Source organism: Pantoea sp. FN0305 (assembly GCF_050113845.1).
GTDB lineage: Bacteria > Pseudomonadota > Gammaproteobacteria > Enterobacterales > Enterobacteriaceae > Mixta > Mixta alhagi.
Window position 1 is genome coordinate 567,676 of record NZ_JBNJSN010000001.1, and the last position, 15,834, is coordinate 583,509.

At 48.3% G+C, this 15,834-nt stretch carries 12 protein-coding genes; 11 read left to right on the forward strand and 1 reads right to left on the reverse strand.

All coding sequences use genetic code 11. The features are described 5' to 3' along the window. Positions 1–5 precede the first annotated feature (5 nt). From ACQE3Y_RS02570 to ACQE3Y_RS02615, 10 genes are all read left to right on the forward strand, one after another. A complete protein-coding gene (locus ACQE3Y_RS02570) occupies positions 6–440 on the forward strand; it encodes a protein tyrosine phosphatase (RefSeq protein WP_250650325.1) in 435 nt (144 codons plus the stop codon). Positions 441–452: 12 nt separating this feature from the next. After that, entirely contained in the window at positions 453–2,630 is a 2,178-nt protein-coding gene (wzc, locus tag ACQE3Y_RS02575) for a tyrosine-protein kinase Wzc (protein ID WP_426972026.1), read from the forward strand. A gap of 70 nt (positions 2,631–2,700) precedes the next feature. After that, entirely contained in the window at positions 2,701–3,606 is a 906-nt protein-coding gene (locus ACQE3Y_RS02580; protein WP_250650323.1) for a glycosyltransferase family 2 protein, read from the forward strand. Between the two features lie 47 nt (positions 3,607–3,653). After that, complete coding sequence (locus ACQE3Y_RS02585) at positions 3,654–4,733, forward strand: hypothetical protein (RefSeq protein ID WP_426972028.1); 1,080 nt, start codon at positions 3,654–3,656, stop codon at positions 4,731–4,733. Further along, complete coding sequence (locus ACQE3Y_RS02590) at positions 4,734–5,816, forward strand: glycosyltransferase (RefSeq protein WP_426972029.1); 1,083 nt, start codon at positions 4,734–4,736, stop codon at positions 5,814–5,816. It abuts the gene before it with no gap. 73 nt (positions 5,817–5,889) lie between these two features. Continuing rightward, positions 5,890–7,290: an undecaprenyl-phosphate glucose phosphotransferase gene (wcaJ, locus tag ACQE3Y_RS02595; protein WP_085072328.1), complete on the forward strand. Its 1,401-nt coding sequence runs from the start codon at positions 5,890–5,892 to the stop codon at positions 7,288–7,290. A gap of 280 nt (positions 7,291–7,570) precedes the next feature. Continuing rightward, complete coding sequence (locus ACQE3Y_RS02600) at positions 7,571–8,806, forward strand: glycosyltransferase (RefSeq protein WP_426972030.1); 1,236 nt, start codon at positions 7,571–7,573, stop codon at positions 8,804–8,806. A gap of 47 nt (positions 8,807–8,853) precedes the next feature. Next, positions 8,854–9,858, forward strand: a complete 1,005-nt coding sequence (locus ACQE3Y_RS02605) for a glycosyltransferase family 2 protein (RefSeq protein ID WP_426972031.1) — start codon at positions 8,854–8,856, stop codon at positions 9,856–9,858. A 95-nt stretch (positions 9,859–9,953) separates the two neighbouring features. Continuing rightward, positions 9,954–10,976, forward strand: coding sequence for a polysaccharide pyruvyl transferase family protein (locus tag ACQE3Y_RS02610; protein ID WP_426972032.1), 1,023 nt, complete (start codon positions 9,954–9,956; stop codon positions 10,974–10,976). A 32-nt stretch (positions 10,977–11,008) separates the two neighbouring features. After that, positions 11,009–12,487 carry a lipopolysaccharide biosynthesis protein gene (locus ACQE3Y_RS02615; protein ID WP_426972033.1) on the forward strand — a complete coding sequence of 493 codons (1,479 nt, stop codon included), beginning with the start codon at positions 11,009–11,011 and terminating at the stop codon, positions 12,485–12,487. Between the two features lie 210 nt (positions 12,488–12,697). On the opposite strand, the gene ACQE3Y_RS02620 is transcribed toward ACQE3Y_RS02615, so the two are convergent. Beyond that, on the reverse strand, positions 12,698–14,533 hold the full coding sequence (locus ACQE3Y_RS02620) for a hypothetical protein (RefSeq protein ID WP_426972034.1): 1,836 nt from the start codon (positions 14,531–14,533) through the stop codon (positions 12,698–12,700). A 377-nt stretch (positions 14,534–14,910) separates the two neighbouring features. Between ACQE3Y_RS02620 and galF the strand changes: the two genes are divergently transcribed. After that, a complete protein-coding gene (gene galF, locus ACQE3Y_RS02625) occupies positions 14,911–15,807 on the forward strand; it encodes a UTP--glucose-1-phosphate uridylyltransferase GalF (protein ID WP_426972036.1) in 897 nt (298 codons plus the stop codon). Positions 15,808–15,834: the final 27 nt, after the last annotated feature.

Genomic DNA, 15,834 nt, shown 5'->3' on the forward strand with positions numbered 1-15,834 from the left:
TGAATATGTTTAATTCAATTCTCATTGTCTGCGTGGGCAATATCTGCCGTTCGCCAACTGGCGAACGATTACTAAAACGCTACTGCCCGGATGTGAAAGTTGAATCAGCAGGATTAGGCGCGCTGGTGAACTATCCAGCAGATGAAAACGCCATCAAGGTGGCAGAGCAACACGATCTCTCGCTGGAAGGGCACCGCGCCCGCAAAATCACTTCAGCCATGTGCAGAGAAAACGATCTGATCCTGGTGATGGAAAAACAGCATATCAATGACATCAGTAATATCGCCCCGGAAGTTCGCGGCAAAACCATGCTGTTTGGTCATTGGTGCGCAGGTCGTGAAATCCCGGATCCATATCGAAAAAGTATAGAGGCTTTTGAATCTGTATACCTTTTATTGGATGACGCCGCTCAGAAATGGGCCCACGCATTAAATCGATAATCAGGCATAATAATGGTCAACAAAAAATCAGATAGCTCGCAGAAAATTGCAGATGCCAAAGATGAAATCGATGTAGCCCGTTTATACGGTTCAATTATCGATCATCGCTGGCTCATTATTGGCGTAACCGCACTATTCGCAGTAATAGGTATTATCTACTCCATCCTCGCCACCCCGGTTTATCGGGCCGATGCGCTGGTACAGGTTGAACAAAACCAGGGCAGCCTGGTGATGACTCAACTCTCCAATCTGATGCCGGATACCAAACCGGCTTCAGATGCGCAGATTGGTCTGATCATGTCCCGGATGGTGCTGGGTAAAACCATCGAAGATCTTAACCTGCAAACCACCGTCGCGCCGAAATATCTGCCGGTTGTGGGTGCTGGCTGGGCGCGCCTGATGGGCAACGACGATAAAAAACTCGCCGTTTCTCGTCTGGAATTACCGCCGGAACTGATCGGTCAGAAGCTTGAGCTGGTTATCGGTGAGAACCACACCTTTACCCTCTCTGGCGAAGACGGTGAACTGGTAAAAGGCAAAGTAGGCCAGTATGTAGGGCAGGGCAAAGTAAAAATCCTCGTCTCTGACACCAATGCCGGGCCGGGCGACGCCTTTGTTGTGCAGAAAAATGGCTATCTGCCGACCTACAATGATTTGGTAGGCCGTCTGAGCGTGGTGGATCAGGGCAAAGATACCGGCGTGCTGGCATTAACCCTGAACGGTTCCGATCCGCAGTTGACGCAGGATACGCTGCGCGCCATTACGGAAAACTATCTGCTGCAAAACGTTGAACGTAAATCTGAGGAAGCGCAAAAGAGCCTCGATTTTATTCAACGTCAGCTGCCGCAGGTGCGTCAGAAGCTGGATGATGCTGAGAACAAACTGAACGCGTTCCGTCAGCAAAACGATTCAGTGGATCTGACGCTGGAAGCCAAGTCGATGCTGGATACCATGGTTAATGTGGATAACCAGCTGAACGAACTGACTTTCCGTGAGGCGGAAATCTCCAAGCTCTATACCAAAGAGCACCCGGCCTATCGCACGCTGTTGGAAAAGCGTAAGACGCTGCGGGATGAGAAAAAATCGCTGGAGGGTAAAGTTTCAGCCCTGCCGCGCACTCAGCAAGAAATTATTCGTCTGACGCGTGATGTCGATGCAGGCCAGGCGGTGTTCATGCAGCTGCTGAACAAGCAGCAAGAGCTGAGCATCAACAAAGCCAGCACCGTGGGTAACGTACGTATCGTTGACCCGGCACTGGTGCTGAACAAGCCGATCGCTCCGCGCTCTGCCATTATCATCGCCGTTTCTCTGGTGCTGGGCCTGCTGGCTTCCACCATCTACGTGCTGATGAAAACCATTCTGATTCGTGGCATCGAGAGCCCGGAGCAGCTGGAAAACAGCGGCATCAACGTATACGCCAGTATTCCTATCTCTGAATGGCAGCAGCAACGCGATCGTAAGCTGGCGATGCTGGGCAAAGATAAGGGCAAAAAAGCGATACGCGGCGGTGAGTTGCTGGCGCTGGCAAACCCAACGGATCTGGCGGTTGAAGCGGTACGTAGTCTGCGTACTACCATGCACTTCGCTATGCTGGATGCGCCTAACAATATCGTCATGATCTCCGGTAGCAGCCCGGATATCGGTAAAACCTTTATCAGCACTAACCTGGCCGCCGTGGTTGCACAGTCAGGCCAGCGCGTACTGTTTATTGATGGCGATATGCGTAAAGGCTATTCGCACGAGCTGTTTAATACCGATAACCGTCACGGTCTGTCTGACCTGCTGTCAAATCAGGCAACGCTGCAGCAGGCGATTCGACCCACTAACGTCAGCGGGCTGGACTTTATTCCGCGCGGTCAGCTGCCGCCTAACCCGTCTGAACTGCTGATGAGTCAGAAGTTTATCGACCTGATGGCCAACGTGCAGAAGCAGTACGATATCGTGATTATCGATACCCCGCCGATTCTGGCGGTGACCGATGCGGCCATTATCGGTATGCAGGCCGGCACCAGTATGGTGGTGGCAGGATTTGAGAAATCCACGGTGAAAGAGATTGAAGTCAGCGTTCGTCGCTTTGAGCAGAACGGTATTGAGATTAAAGGCGCCATTCTGAACCTGGTGGTGAAAAAAGCTGCCAGCGCCTACGGTTATGGCTATTACCACTATAGCTACGAATCAACCAAGCCGTAAAACGAGAGTGCCAGCCGTTCGCGGCTGGCCTTTTAAGGTTTTTAAAACGAATCACATTGAGACTGATGTTATGACTGAGTCTACGCCTTTAATCAGCGTTGTTATTCCCACCTATAATCGTGCCGACATCATTTTAAAAACCCTAAACAGCGTTTTAAATCAAACCTGGCGTAACATCGAAGTGTTCGTGGTGGATGATGCTTCCACGGATAATACCGCTGAGGTCATGGCGGGCGTTAAAGATGAGCGCGTACATTTTATTCAGCTGGCGCAAAACAGCAGCGGCACGCGTCCGCGCAATGAAGGAATTGAGCGCAGCAGCGGTGAGTTTATCGCCTTGCTCGATTCCGACGATGAGTGGGTGCCAGAGAAGCTGGAAAAACAACTGGCCTATTTACGCCAGCAGCCGGGTAAAAACCGCGTTTGCATGACGGCTAAATATAATAAGCGTCCTGAGGGCATGCACCTGCGACGGAATAAAGACCTGAAAAAATATTCCTCGATCATGGAGTTCCTGCTGCTGGGCAACGATTTTCAAACCAGTACGCTACTGCTGGACGCCGCGATAGCCAAACAAACGCAGTTTGATCCTACGCTGCGTAAACATCAGGACTGGGATTTCGCCCTGCGTCTGCAGGAGAGGGGAGCCAGCTTTTTTTATCTCGACCTGCCGCTGACCATTTATGACGATTCGGACTCTACCGCGCGTATCTCTTCCGACGGTAAACGCGATAAATCGTTAATCTGGCTGGAGAGCATTAAAAAGCGCGTACCCAGCTATATCTGGTTCGGCTTCTACGCAAAGATTATTGCCGACAGTTATTTGCTCTCTAATGAAAAATCGAAAGGCGTGGCTATCTATTTAAAGCTGCTGCTGTCGAGAAAAATTAAATTCAGCCATTTTATGGCGATGATGAATGAAAGATTTAAAAAGTTAGCCACTATTACCGCGAAACGTTTTGTTCCGGGGAAGTGATTTAAAACAGCAATTGGAATGGCGAAAATAAAATGAAATTTTTATCGATGAAGATAGGTATAAGAAAGAATCGCTATCTCTATTTCGATCCACATATGACCTTTATGCTGTTCTTATTTATGATGTTGATGATGGTGGGAGTGGCGTTAGTAAAAGAGTCGGTGATGAAACCGTACTTCTTTTCAGACCAAATCACCATCTTTAGCTTTATGAAGTTTACCTATAGCTTCGGCCCCGGAAACTCCTACGGCAGCACAGCTTACTTTTATAAACTGTTGGGATTTGAACAAAGCTCGATTGTATTTGCGCTGATTTCAGCCATTCTCATCATCAGCACCTTTGTGTTTATTTTCATCAAGGTGCGCGGTGGTTCGATGAATATATTTGATATCGGCGTGTTCTTGTTTTTTTGCTTTTCTTCAATGATTAACCTGACGTGGCAGAGTAAAGACTTTATCGTATTTTTGATGATGATGCCGTTGCTCATCACCTTTGCGAATCGTACTGCCGGGCTATTAATATGGACCTGCTTTGCTCTGTTCTACGCCTATTATTTCAGGACATACTGGTTCCTGTTTTTAATAGAGTTTTATGCCCTGCTGTTAATGTCGCGTTATGTCCATAAAGGAAAGTGGATATTTATTTTATGTCTGCTTTCGCTGCTGGTACTGGCGCTTGGCTTCCAGTATGGTTTAGGCATTGACGTAGATAATTTCCGTAATGAAGTGAATGAACACCGACTGGAGAGAGAAGGTGACGGTAGCAATACCCTGATTCGTCCCTGGTTCCCGGCCGGTAATCCGTTATTTGGCTGGTTAAACGTTAGTCTGACGTGGATAACATTCTTTTTCCCGTTCCCACTGATTTTAATGTTGTCACCTTATTATGTGGTTATTTCTACCTTTATTATTTTGATGTTCAGAAGAATCTGGCAAACGCTTCATGCCGCCCTGCAGGACAGAACCTATCCGCTGGTTGTGGTGTTTGCGCTGGCGATTATTTCCTACACGGTTATTCAGAGCCTGTTTGAACCAGATTATGGCAGCTACCTGCGTCACCTGTCGCCATTCTATCCATTAATGTTTTACGTCTATTTAAGTTTTGGGAAATTCAAAAAGGAAGAGTAAATGAAAATCCTCCATGCTGCAGAGACAATAAAAGGTGGCGTTGCCACAGTTTTAAAACAACTCGTTGCGGCACAACAGGATGAGAAGAACAGTTATCAAATCCAGTGCCTGATCCCGGCGGATCAGGCCGGAGAACTGGATACGGCACATGCAGAAAACGTCGTGAAATGGCAACGTAAGGGCCGGTCGGTCGGCGCGCTGTTTTCATTTGCCGCTGCGTTTTGCCGCACGGTAATCAAATTCAAGCCCGACGTGGTGCATCTTCACAGTTCCTTTGCCGGCGTTATTGGCCGTGCCTGTTTGCTGTTGCTGTGGCCTGTTGTTCGTCCGAAAGTGGTTTACTGCCCGCATGCATTTAGCTTCCTGATGCAGACCAGTAACGGTAAGAAAAAGATCTATTCCTTTATCGAAAAAGCGTTGCTGCCAATGACGGACGCCATTATTTGCGTCAGTCAGTATGAAGCTGACCAGGCAAAGGCGCACGGCATTAGCGCTGATAAGCTGGTAGTGATTCATAACGGCGTGGCTGAACGGCAGATCGTCAAGGCGGATACGCTAGCCGATCCGCGTATTAACGTGCTGTTTGTTGGGCGTTTTGATTACCAGAAAGGCTACGATATTTTACTGAATGCCATGAAGCGTAATCAAAATCCCAATATTCACCTGACGTTGATTGGCGACAGCGTACACAGCGCCGAGAAAATTGAAAAGCTGCCGGGGGCGGAGTATACCGGCTGGCTTAAAGCCAGCCAGATGGAACCTTATTTTATCGCGGCGGATGTGCTGGTCATTCCCAGCCGTTGGGAAGGGTTCGCGATGGTGCCGCTGGAGGCAATGAGCTATTCAGTGCCAATTATTGCCAGTGACGCAACTTCACTGCCGGAAGTGGTAATTAATAATGAAACGGGTTATCTGTTTAAAAACGGTGACTCTGACTCCTTACTTTCTGTACTAAACCGCCTGGATAAATCTGATTTGAGGGAAAAGGGGCGAAAAGGAAATCAATTATTTACCAATAACTTTACTTCGCAGGCTATGATAGCCAAAACGCATGGTTTATATGCCGACATACTGAAACGTTGAACACCAATTAACTAGCGAGGTCTAAGACATGTCTTCAATCATGCATGAATTAGGCAGGGATGATAATAAAATGATGACGGCGAGTGGATTTCGTACCCGTACTAACGCGTCGATTATTTCCATAATACAGCGTTTTTCTGACATTTTTGTGATGTTTACCGGGCTGTATATTTTAGCACGCATTGAATCCCAGTCTTTTTCATCATCCTGGTGGCTACTTTCACTTACCGCTCTGGCATTATTCCAGATGATTGGCGGTATTACTGATTTTTATCGCTCCTGGCGCGGTGTGAGTTTCGCCCACGAGCTACAGCTTATTTTGCAAAACTGGGCATTAAGTATTTTGATTACTGCAGGCGTGATGTCGTTCGTCAGCGATCTGGATCTTAATTTTAAAGCTTATTTGTTGTGGTTTGGGATTGTGGCGATCGGTTTTATCGCCTGCCGTCTGGCAATTCGCTATTTTGCCCGTATTATTCGCAAGCTGGGATACAATACGCGCAATGTCGCCATCGTCGGAAATATGCCCATTGGCGTTTCACTTGCTAATAGTTTCATTAACGCACCCTGGATGGGTATGAACGTTGTCGGGCTTTATTCTGACGTTGCTAATGAATCTCGTAGTGATGCTGGCAATATCAACTACTGCGGCAATCTTGAGCAGCTGTTGGTTGATGCCCGGGAAGGGAAACTGGATAAAATTTATATCGCCATGGCGATGTCAGAAGAAATGGCGATCCGCGAGCTGGTGAACAAACTTTCTGACACCACCTGTTCGGTAATGCTTATCCCGGATATTTTCACCTTTAATATTCTTCAGTCGCGCACCGAAGAAATTAATGGCGTGCCGGTGGTGCCGCTGTTTGAAACGCCAATGAATGGCATCAATATGGTGTTGAAGCGTATCGAAGATATCGTGGTTTCATCCTGTATTCTGTTGTTTATCTCTCCTGCGCTGTTGACCATTGCCGCGCTGGTTAAATTCACCTCGCCGGGCCCGGTGATTTTCCGTCAGGTGCGTTATGGCATGGACGGTAAGCCGATTAAAGTGTGGAAGTTCCGCTCAATGTCGGTGATGGAGAATGGCGATACGGTTACCCAGGCCACGAAAGGCGATGCGCGTATTACACCTATTGGTCGTATTTTACGCTCTACCTCGCTGGATGAGCTGCCGCAGTTCATCAATGTATTAAAAGGCGATATGTCTATTGTTGGGCCGCGTCCGCATGCCGTTGCTCATAATGAACAATATCGCTCGATTATTCAGGGCTATATGCTGCGCCATAAGGTGAAACCAGGCATTACCGGCTGGGCACAAATTAATGGCTGGCGTGGTGAGACCGATACGCTGGAAAAAATGGAAAAACGTGTTGAGTTCGATCTGCAGTACATCCGTGACTGGAGCCTGTGGCTTGATATGCGCATTATTTTTCTGACTCTCTTTAAAGGCTTTATCAGTAAAACAGCTTATTAAAAAATACTTGTTTAATTTTCAACAGTAAATAAAAGCAGGCTGGTTTACTCTTGCAGGTAAGCCAGCAAAGCGATACATTGATTTTCTGACAGGATAGCAGGATTTTAATCTATATTTAGCGAAACAGCGTTAAGGCAAGGAATGTGCCGCTCGTCATTTTTGGCGACGCTGAATGAGCTTTACGATTATATTTGCTTAAAAAATAAGGAGGTGCCATCTTTAACGAAGATGGGTTATCTCCTTTTTTTTAGGTATTTAGCTATCGTAGACAGAGGTGGCAATGAAAATCTCTTTTTTTGTTTATACTTTTCCGGTGCCTTCAGAAACATTTGTAATAAACCAGATAACCTATTTTATAGAAAGAGGATTTGATGTCGAAATAATTGCGGTGCTGCCTGGACCGGCAATTGAAGAATTTGCAAAGAAAGATCGCTATGCGCTGTTGCAAAAAACGCACTATTTATTATCTGCTGAAGAAAATAAAACCAGCGCTCGCGCCATGAGTCGTTTGAAAACCATTGTGAAAGGATTGGTGCAGGCAAAATTCAACGTGCTGCCAGCCCTTAACTACAAAAAGTATGGCTACAGCTCCAAAAATCTCTCTCTGCCGGCGATTATTGCCGCTAATAAACAGAGTTATCATGCCGATCTGTTTATCGCACATTTCGGCACCGCTGGCGTACTGGCAAATAAGCTACGTAAATTTGGCGTCCTGAAAGGCGAGCTGGCAACAATCTTTCACGGCTACGATATTTCCACTCACCGTATTCTGGAAACCTACGCAGAGGATTACAGAGAGCTGTTTCAGGACAGTAAATTTATTCTGCCTATTAGCCGACTATGGGCGGAACGCATTCGCTCATTGGGCGGCGATGCGGCCAAAACGCATATTATGCGCGTCGGTATTGATACTGAAGATTTCGACTTTTCACCACTGACCCAGATTGGCGAGCCGATCCGCCTGCTGACGATTGCCCGTTTGACCGATAAAAAGGGCATTTTCACCTCCCTGGAAGCATGCCGCATCCTGAAAGAAGGCGGTTATTCCTTTATCTACAATGTGCTGGGCAACGGCCCGCAGCGCGATGAGGTTGAGCAGACCATCGCCCGTTACGGTCTGCAGGACCATGTCATTCTGCACGGTTTCCAGTCGCCGCAGGTGATTAACCAGTTTCTGCGTGAATCAGATGTTTTTATGCTGCCTTCGCAAACGGCGGAAGACGGTGATATGGAAGGGGTGCCGGTGGCATTGATGGAAGCGATGGCGCGTGGAATTCCAGTAGTTTCTACCTGGCACAGCGGTATTCCTGAATTGGTTGAAGATGGCAAGAATGGCTGGCTGATTAAAGAAAAGGATGCCGCTGCGTTGGCTGATGTCATCGCTAAAATCGCGGATGAAAAACCTGATTTGATGCCGATGCTTAAGGCGGCACGTTACAAGGTTGAGCAAGAGTTCGATAAGAAAAAATCTTATGACAGCCTAATCGCATTAATTAGCGGGCAACAGCCTGCATGAGTGTGGCGCTGATGTCAGATAAAAAATTGAGTAAGAGAGATCGTGCGATGTCTACTGAAGCTTTAGTAAGTGTACTGATCCCAGTCTATAACTGCGAAAAGTTTATCGAGAAAACGCTGCTTTCGATTATTAACCAGAGTTATAAAAATCTCGAAATCGTTATTATCGATGATTGCTCAACGGATAATACGTTCGCGCTGGTAGAGGCGGTACGCGATAATCATCCAGACGTGCGCTTTGTTCTTCAGCAGAATCAGCCTAATCTTGGCGTTTCTGCAACCCGTAATCGGCTGGTTGCCGCCGCCAGCGGCGACTATATTGCCTTCCTGGATTCCGATGATTATCTGGAAAGCAATATGATCGCTTTACTGGTCAATACGCTGGAAAAAAAGCAGGCAGATGTTTCTCAGTGTCTCTATTTTTATGAAAGCGAAGACGGCAGCAGTAAAAAAGTCACTAACCGCTTTGCGCCTGCCGGTACGCTGACCGGCAAGCAGGCATTAATTGCTATGCTGGAAGGGGAGATCCCCGGCTTTCTCTGGAATAAGCTCTTTAAACGCGAGCTGTTTGATGGTATCACCTTCGATGAAAAGAAGATCATTTTCGAAGATTACGAAGTGTTGATTCTTATCTTTAATAAGAATATGACTATGTCCTTCACCGCAGAGCCCCTTTACCATTACATCCAACGGCCTCAATCGCTGACCAAAAAGTCCTGGGATAAAGCAACCATGCGTTTAGATTACCTGCCTCTGACTGACCAGCTGACGGGCAGCGTATGGAAAAATAAGGAAGAACATAAAATTTTCCTGCGTCATAAATATTCTGTTATTGCGCGCGTCGCATTTATGGCCGTTTCACGTGCCGTAAGCTTTTCCGCTGCGGTACAGGCGATTAAAAAATGCCGTTCGCATCTCTCATTTCGTGAGTTTTACTCTGTATCCCCTACGTTAAATAAAAAAATAAATATCCTTAATGTCATGCTGTTTGCATCACCGTATACGCTGGTTCTGTTGGGGCGCATGGGTAAGCATATTCTGAAAAAAGGATAAATTTCCCCGCTTTAAAAAAGGGAAAGATCGCCATTAATGGCGTTCGATTAACCTTTTAACGTTTTTAATCATTGGTGGTTATTTAGGAGAGAAGAGTGAAAGTTCATTATTATAAAACTGCCGCAGGTAACTTTGGTGACGATTTAAACGAATGGCTGTGGCACGATTTATTACCAGGGGTATTTGATGAGAATGAAGAATGCCGCTTTGCCGGTATTGGGACTATTATCAGCTCTGCGTTGCCCCCCGCTAAAAAATGGATCGTTTTCAGCAGCGGCGTCGGCTATGGCGTCCCACCAGCCAACTTTGGCGACGAAAGCTGGAATATTCTGAGTGTACGCGGCCCGCTGACTGCACACGTGCTGGGTCTGCCAAAAGAAAAAGCGATTACTGATGGCGCGGCGTTATTAAGTACGCTGGCGGAATTCCAGCCGGTACCGGAAGCCGAGCGCAAAGGCGTTATTTTTATTCCTCATCATGACGCGTTAAAAACAGGTCAGTGGGAAGAAGCCTGTCGCCGCGCGGGCGTCGAATACATCAGCCCACAGGGTGATGCTAAAACCATTATTAACCGTATTCGTCACGCCAGGCTGATCCTGGCTGACGCTATGCACGCCGCGATTATTGCCGATGCGATGCGTGTGCCGTGGGTGCCGCTGGTTAGCTCCAGCCAGATCAACACCTTTAAATGGCTCGACTGGACGCAGACGATTAATCAGCATTATCAGCCGCTGGTGCTGGGCAGCAGCTCCTTCCGTGAATCTATGCGTGACAGAACGCTGGCGCTGTACGGTGAGAACTATCACCTGAAAAATGCCGACGTTGATTACGCCATTAAAGAATTTATTCGCGTACGCAAGCAGAAAAGTACCGCCTGGTGGCCGCGCTACCTGAAATATACGCGCTACTTCTCCCATGAGGTGCCGGATCGCCTGTTTACCGGCGCAGAGACGCGCTTCAATATGAAATGGAACGATCGCTATATCGACCAGGCGGCGGCGAAATTGCGTCAGGCGGCCCAGCTTAGCGGCCAGCGCAGCGACGACAAAGTGTTTTATGAGAACGTGGAAAAATTGCAGGAGCGTTTGCGCCAGGTTGAAGTCATTGCCCGCGCGTAACGCTGAAACCTTCCACTAATCAGGACATTACAGTGAGAAAACAGTCAGATAAACCCACGCCAAAAGGCAGCGTCGCTTCCGGCGCCGTTTGGTCAATCCTCGATAACGTGGCGGCGCAGGGCATCACTTTTGTTATCTTCCTGGTGCTGGCGCGCTTACTCGATCCGCATCTCTATGGCATGCTCAGCGTGTCCATTTTGATTACCCAGCTGTTCAGGACGGTCATATTTGAAAGTATCGCGACATCGATCATTCGTAAGCATGAACCGACCGACGAAGACTTTAATACCGCCTTTTTAAGCTGCTGTATGTTTGCGGTTCCGGCGTTTCTCATTGTCTTCTTCTCGGCCAACATGCTGGAAAATATGATGGATGTTCCAGGGCTGGCCGATGTGATTCGCGGCACCAGCGTGATTATTCTGGTCAGCGGCCTGAGTAAAACACATGAGGCCTGGTTGACGCATCGACTGCTGTTCCGTTCGCTGGCGATTCGTTCCATTACCTCCATTGGGCTAGGCGGCATTGTCGGCGTTTATCTGGCATGGAAAGGCATGGGGATCACCAGTCTGGTCATGCAGCAGGTGGTGACCTCGGTTGTGGCGACCATTACGTTGTGGCTGGCCACGCCGTGGAAACCGCGCCTGAAATTCTCCGTTGCGTCGTTTAAAGAGTCGATGCGCTTTTCCCGCCACGTAGCGCTCAGCGGCGTGACCAACTTCGCTAACCAGAACAGTGATATTTTCTTTATTACTTACTATCTGGGCAGCGCAGCAGCTGGGGTCTATTCCGCAGGCAAACGTATCGTGAACACGCTGAATACGGTAATGGCTACCGCGCTGATGCGCGTTTCGCTACCGGCGTTTTCGCGGGTGAAAAATCAGCTGGATGAGTTTAAATCTCACTATCTGAACGCCACCTTTTTTACCATTTTGCTTACTGCGCCAGCCTTTATCGGCCTGTGCTACCTGTCGCATGATGTCACCTGGCTGCTGTTAGGGCAGAAGTGGATGGAGTCGGTGCCGGTTATGCAGATTGTCAGCGCGACCGGCTTTATCGTCTCTATTGGCTACTATAACCATACGGTGATGTTTGCCCGCGATCGCCCGGACTGGCAGTCGCGCCTGACGCTGCTCTACGCAGTGACCAATATCACCATTTTCTTTATCTTTGTCCGTTACGGGCTGGTAGCGATGGCGCTTTCCTACTCGTTGCGCACACTGCTGCTCTATCCGGTTTCGGCCTGGTGCGCGCTCACGTTGCTGAATGTAACCTGGAAAGAGTATCTGGCGCAGATTGTTAGCCCGATCATCGGTTCGCTGGTGATGTGTCTGGGCCTGTTTGCAATGGATCGTCTGCTGCATTTGCAAACCGGCTGGGAAAAACTGGTGCTGGATATTATTGCGGGCGCCGTTATTTATGGCCTGTACGTGATGATGTTTATTCCTCGCCATAAGCTAGCGATATTTTCTCATGCCATAGCGATGATTAAGAATCGTAAAAAACCGGCCTGACCTTAAGAAAAAAGCCTCAGCGCCAGCGCTGAGGCTTTTTTTTATCCGCATCTGAACACCACGTTCTATGGGCGTGGTCATCAACGGGTTTTGGCTCTGCCTTATTGTCTTTGGACTTAAATCTCACAGGACGGGCAGAGACTTCTTTTTAAGGGTTTTAGTACGCCCTTCCAGGGCGTAATCAATGCCGCCTTCATAGAAGGCGGATTTTTACGCCGGCTTCACCTGTTTCTGCGTTGCCAGGTTCAGCCACGGTGCTTCAGGATTATTACCCAGCGCCACCCACACCGAATTATTATTAACCGAGACATTTTTCCCGGCATATTTATTACGCTGGTTCAGCTGTGATTTTGCTGATGTGAGCTGATCGCTGCTGTAGGTAAAGTTGCTTCTGATGCCAATATTGTTTTGTACCGTCCAGGCAATATCGGGCGAGCTGCCGTTACTATACGCGACGGGCATCTCGTTGCCGGAAATGACGCTATTGTCGCTAATCGTCAGTGACCGGCTAATGCCGCTCAGGTTAGCGAAGCGTCCTTCGCCGCTAACCTGCGTATTTTTAATACTCAGATTATCCAGGTTCGGCAGCTTAAATGCCGTGCTGACATTAAGGTAAGTGTCGCCGTTAACGTTGATAGTGCCGCCTTTACCACGCGCCATCTCTAATCCAATACCCTGACCGTTCAGCTCGTGATAGTTGTTGTTGCTGGAAATAAATACGTCAGGATTCGAAGTAATCAGCGCAGCTCTGGCAAATCCGCGCGTATCCAGATTATTAATGCGGAAGCGCTTCGGCTGATTCAGGTAAAGCGCAGTATTGGTACGAGCGCCTTCGTTAATCATGCTGCCTGACAGCGTTACGTCATGATCGCCGGTTTGGGTTGCAATGGCGAAGCCGTAGGCTTTGGTACCTTTGGCAATCAGTACGGTGCTGTCGATATTTACGCCTTCGTTGAAATTGACCACGGCGATCGCCGCTTTGATAGGCCGCCAGGCGTTGCCGTTCAGTATATCCGGGCTGTTGCTGTAACGAATGGTGTTCTTAACGTTGATATTTTTGCACTGAATATAGGCTTCGCCCCACCAGGTGGCACCGCCCATGGAGATATTCCCGATCGAGATACCACCATTGATGTTTTCCATTGCGAAATGACGACGGAAGCTGCCCTTCGCCATGTTGTTCGCCATGATGATGTCTTTGTGATCGAAATCGCGCACATGCTTGCGTGCGCCCGGCAGCCCCTCAGCATGGAATGCCAGGCGAGCATCCTCGCCAGCCTTACAGTAGGCATGGTTGCCGGTCATGATCGTGCCGGAGCCCCAGATGGTTACCGCATCGCCACGATCCTCACCCAGTTTAGAATGCAGATCGCGCATACCTGTTCCGGCGCCCAGGCACTCTAAAAACCAGTTGTTAGTGATTTTGGTGCCGTAAGCGCCAAAGCTAGCCGGGGCGATAACCGACTGCAGCATACGATAAAAATAGCAGTTAGAGACTTCACAATAGTTCGCGGAAATCATAATTCCGCCCTGGCGACCGCCGGTTTCGCTTTTTAATAGCATAGGATTATCTAATACTATGCCATGAATTTGCGTCGCGTCAGCTTTCAACACCAGCAAAAATTCATTACCCATATTTGCCAGTGGCGTAATAATACCATTGCCACGCCCTTCAATTATTTGGTTTTTTACCGTGAGCGTAATGGATTTATTTATACTGACTGGTGTATCAATAGTAAGGTATTTCTTATCCTCAACCAGCTGTTGCAAAGCAGCGTAATTATCGACCGGGCCGTTGCTGCGATGAATATCATTACGAATTTTAGCCCATGAGGTGGACGCGTGATCGAGGATAATGCCCGGCGCGCCATTGATTTTACCGGCAACGCTATCCGGCGCTGGTGCCGACGGCGTGGAGGCGGGGGCCGCATTGGCGCGCGTCAGGCTACCGAGCGTGCCGATGGCAGCGGCCGAAGCCAGAATTTTTGTTAACGCCTTACGTCGCGAGTGGATACGTTCTTCACTGGCTTTTTCATTAATGCTCATCTCTGACCCTTTTAAGAATGACAACGCCAGGTTTCATTATTCATTTAAGCCAGATAATTGGAAGATGTAATATTTAAAATCAGATAAAAGAAAACGCTTTTTTACACTTGCGTTAAGCGCCGGAAATTTTATCAGATTAATCTCAGCGAATAATGCTTGCTGTAATAAAATAAGTTGATTAGGGCAGGAGAGATTTATTGTTGTTCAGGGTTTTTCCGGCTGCATTTGATTTATTCGACAGAGATGCACCAGATCTTTTAATTCTTTGTTTCTTTAACACTATTGCTGATGAAAATTTTCAGAATAAGATTATACTTAACGATTGCTTGTTTATTGCATAATCGCTGAATGTCTTCACATCATTATATGGAAAAAATATGACCAAGCTTAAAGCAGTTATCCCCGTTGCGGGTCTCGGTATGCATATGCTCCCTGCTACAAAAGCCATTCCTAAAGAGATGCTGCCTATCGTAGATAAGCCGATGATTCAATACATTGTTGATGAAATCGTCAGGTCCGGCATCAAGGAAATCGTTCTGGTCACGCATGCGTCAAAGAACGCGGTAGAAAACCATTTTGATACCACTTATGAGCTTGAAGCGCTGCTGGAACAGCGAGTGAAGCGTCAACTGCTGAGTGAAGTACAATCCATTTGTCCGCCGGGCGTGACCATCATGAACGTTCGTCAGGCGCAACCGCTGGGCCTTGGCCACTCGGTACTCTGCGCGCGTCCTATGATCGGCGATAATCCTTTTGTTGTTGTGCTGCCCGATGTCATTATGGATGAGTCTACCGCTGACCACCTGCGCTATAATCTCGCCGCAATGGTTGCGCGCTTTGAAGATACCGGCCACAGCCAGGTGCTGGCGAAGCATATGCCGGGCGCCGACCTGTCAGAATATTCAGTGATTTCGACGCAAGAACCGCTGGAAAATGAAGGCAGCGTCAGCACCATTACCGGTTTTGTTGAAAAGCCTGAGCATCCGGAAACGCTGCATTCTGACCTGGCCGCAGTGGGCCGTTACGTTCTGTCTGCGGATATCTGGGCTGAGCTTGAGAAAACCGAGCCGGGTGCCTGGGGCCGTATTCAGTTAACGGACGCCATCGCCAGCCTGAGCCAGAAACAGCCGGTTGATGCCTGCCTGATGACAGGTGACAGCTTCGACTGCGGTCGTAAAATGGGCTACATGCAGGCGTTTGTCAGCTATGGCCTGCGCAGCAAGCAGCAGGGCGCGGCCTTCCGCGAAACCATTAAACAATTGTTGGCAAAATAATTCCTCACAATGACACGCCGCGCCTTT

Coding starts and splice junctions, on each gene's coding strand:
- ACQE3Y_RS02570 (WP_250650325.1), top strand. CDS start 6: ATGTTTAATTCAATTCTCATTGTCTGCGTGGGCAATATCTGCCGTTCG.
- wzc (WP_426972026.1), top strand. CDS start 453: ATGGTCAACAAAAAATCAGATAGCTCGCAGAAAATTGCAGATGCCAAA.
- ACQE3Y_RS02580 (WP_250650323.1), top strand. CDS start 2,701: ATGACTGAGTCTACGCCTTTAATCAGCGTTGTTATTCCCACCTATAAT.
- ACQE3Y_RS02585 (WP_426972028.1), top strand. CDS start 3,654: ATGAAGATAGGTATAAGAAAGAATCGCTATCTCTATTTCGATCCACAT.
- ACQE3Y_RS02590 (WP_426972029.1), top strand. CDS start 4,734: ATGAAAATCCTCCATGCTGCAGAGACAATAAAAGGTGGCGTTGCCACA.
- wcaJ (WP_085072328.1), top strand. CDS start 5,890: ATGACGGCGAGTGGATTTCGTACCCGTACTAACGCGTCGATTATTTCC.
- ACQE3Y_RS02600 (WP_426972030.1), top strand. CDS start 7,571: ATGAAAATCTCTTTTTTTGTTTATACTTTTCCGGTGCCTTCAGAAACA.
- ACQE3Y_RS02605 (WP_426972031.1), top strand. CDS start 8,854: ATGTCTACTGAAGCTTTAGTAAGTGTACTGATCCCAGTCTATAACTGC.
- ACQE3Y_RS02620 (WP_426972034.1), bottom strand. CDS start 14,533: ATGAGCATTAATGAAAAAGCCAGTGAAGAACGTATCCACTCGCGACGT.
- galF (WP_426972036.1), top strand. CDS start 14,911: ATGACCAAGCTTAAAGCAGTTATCCCCGTTGCGGGTCTCGGTATGCAT.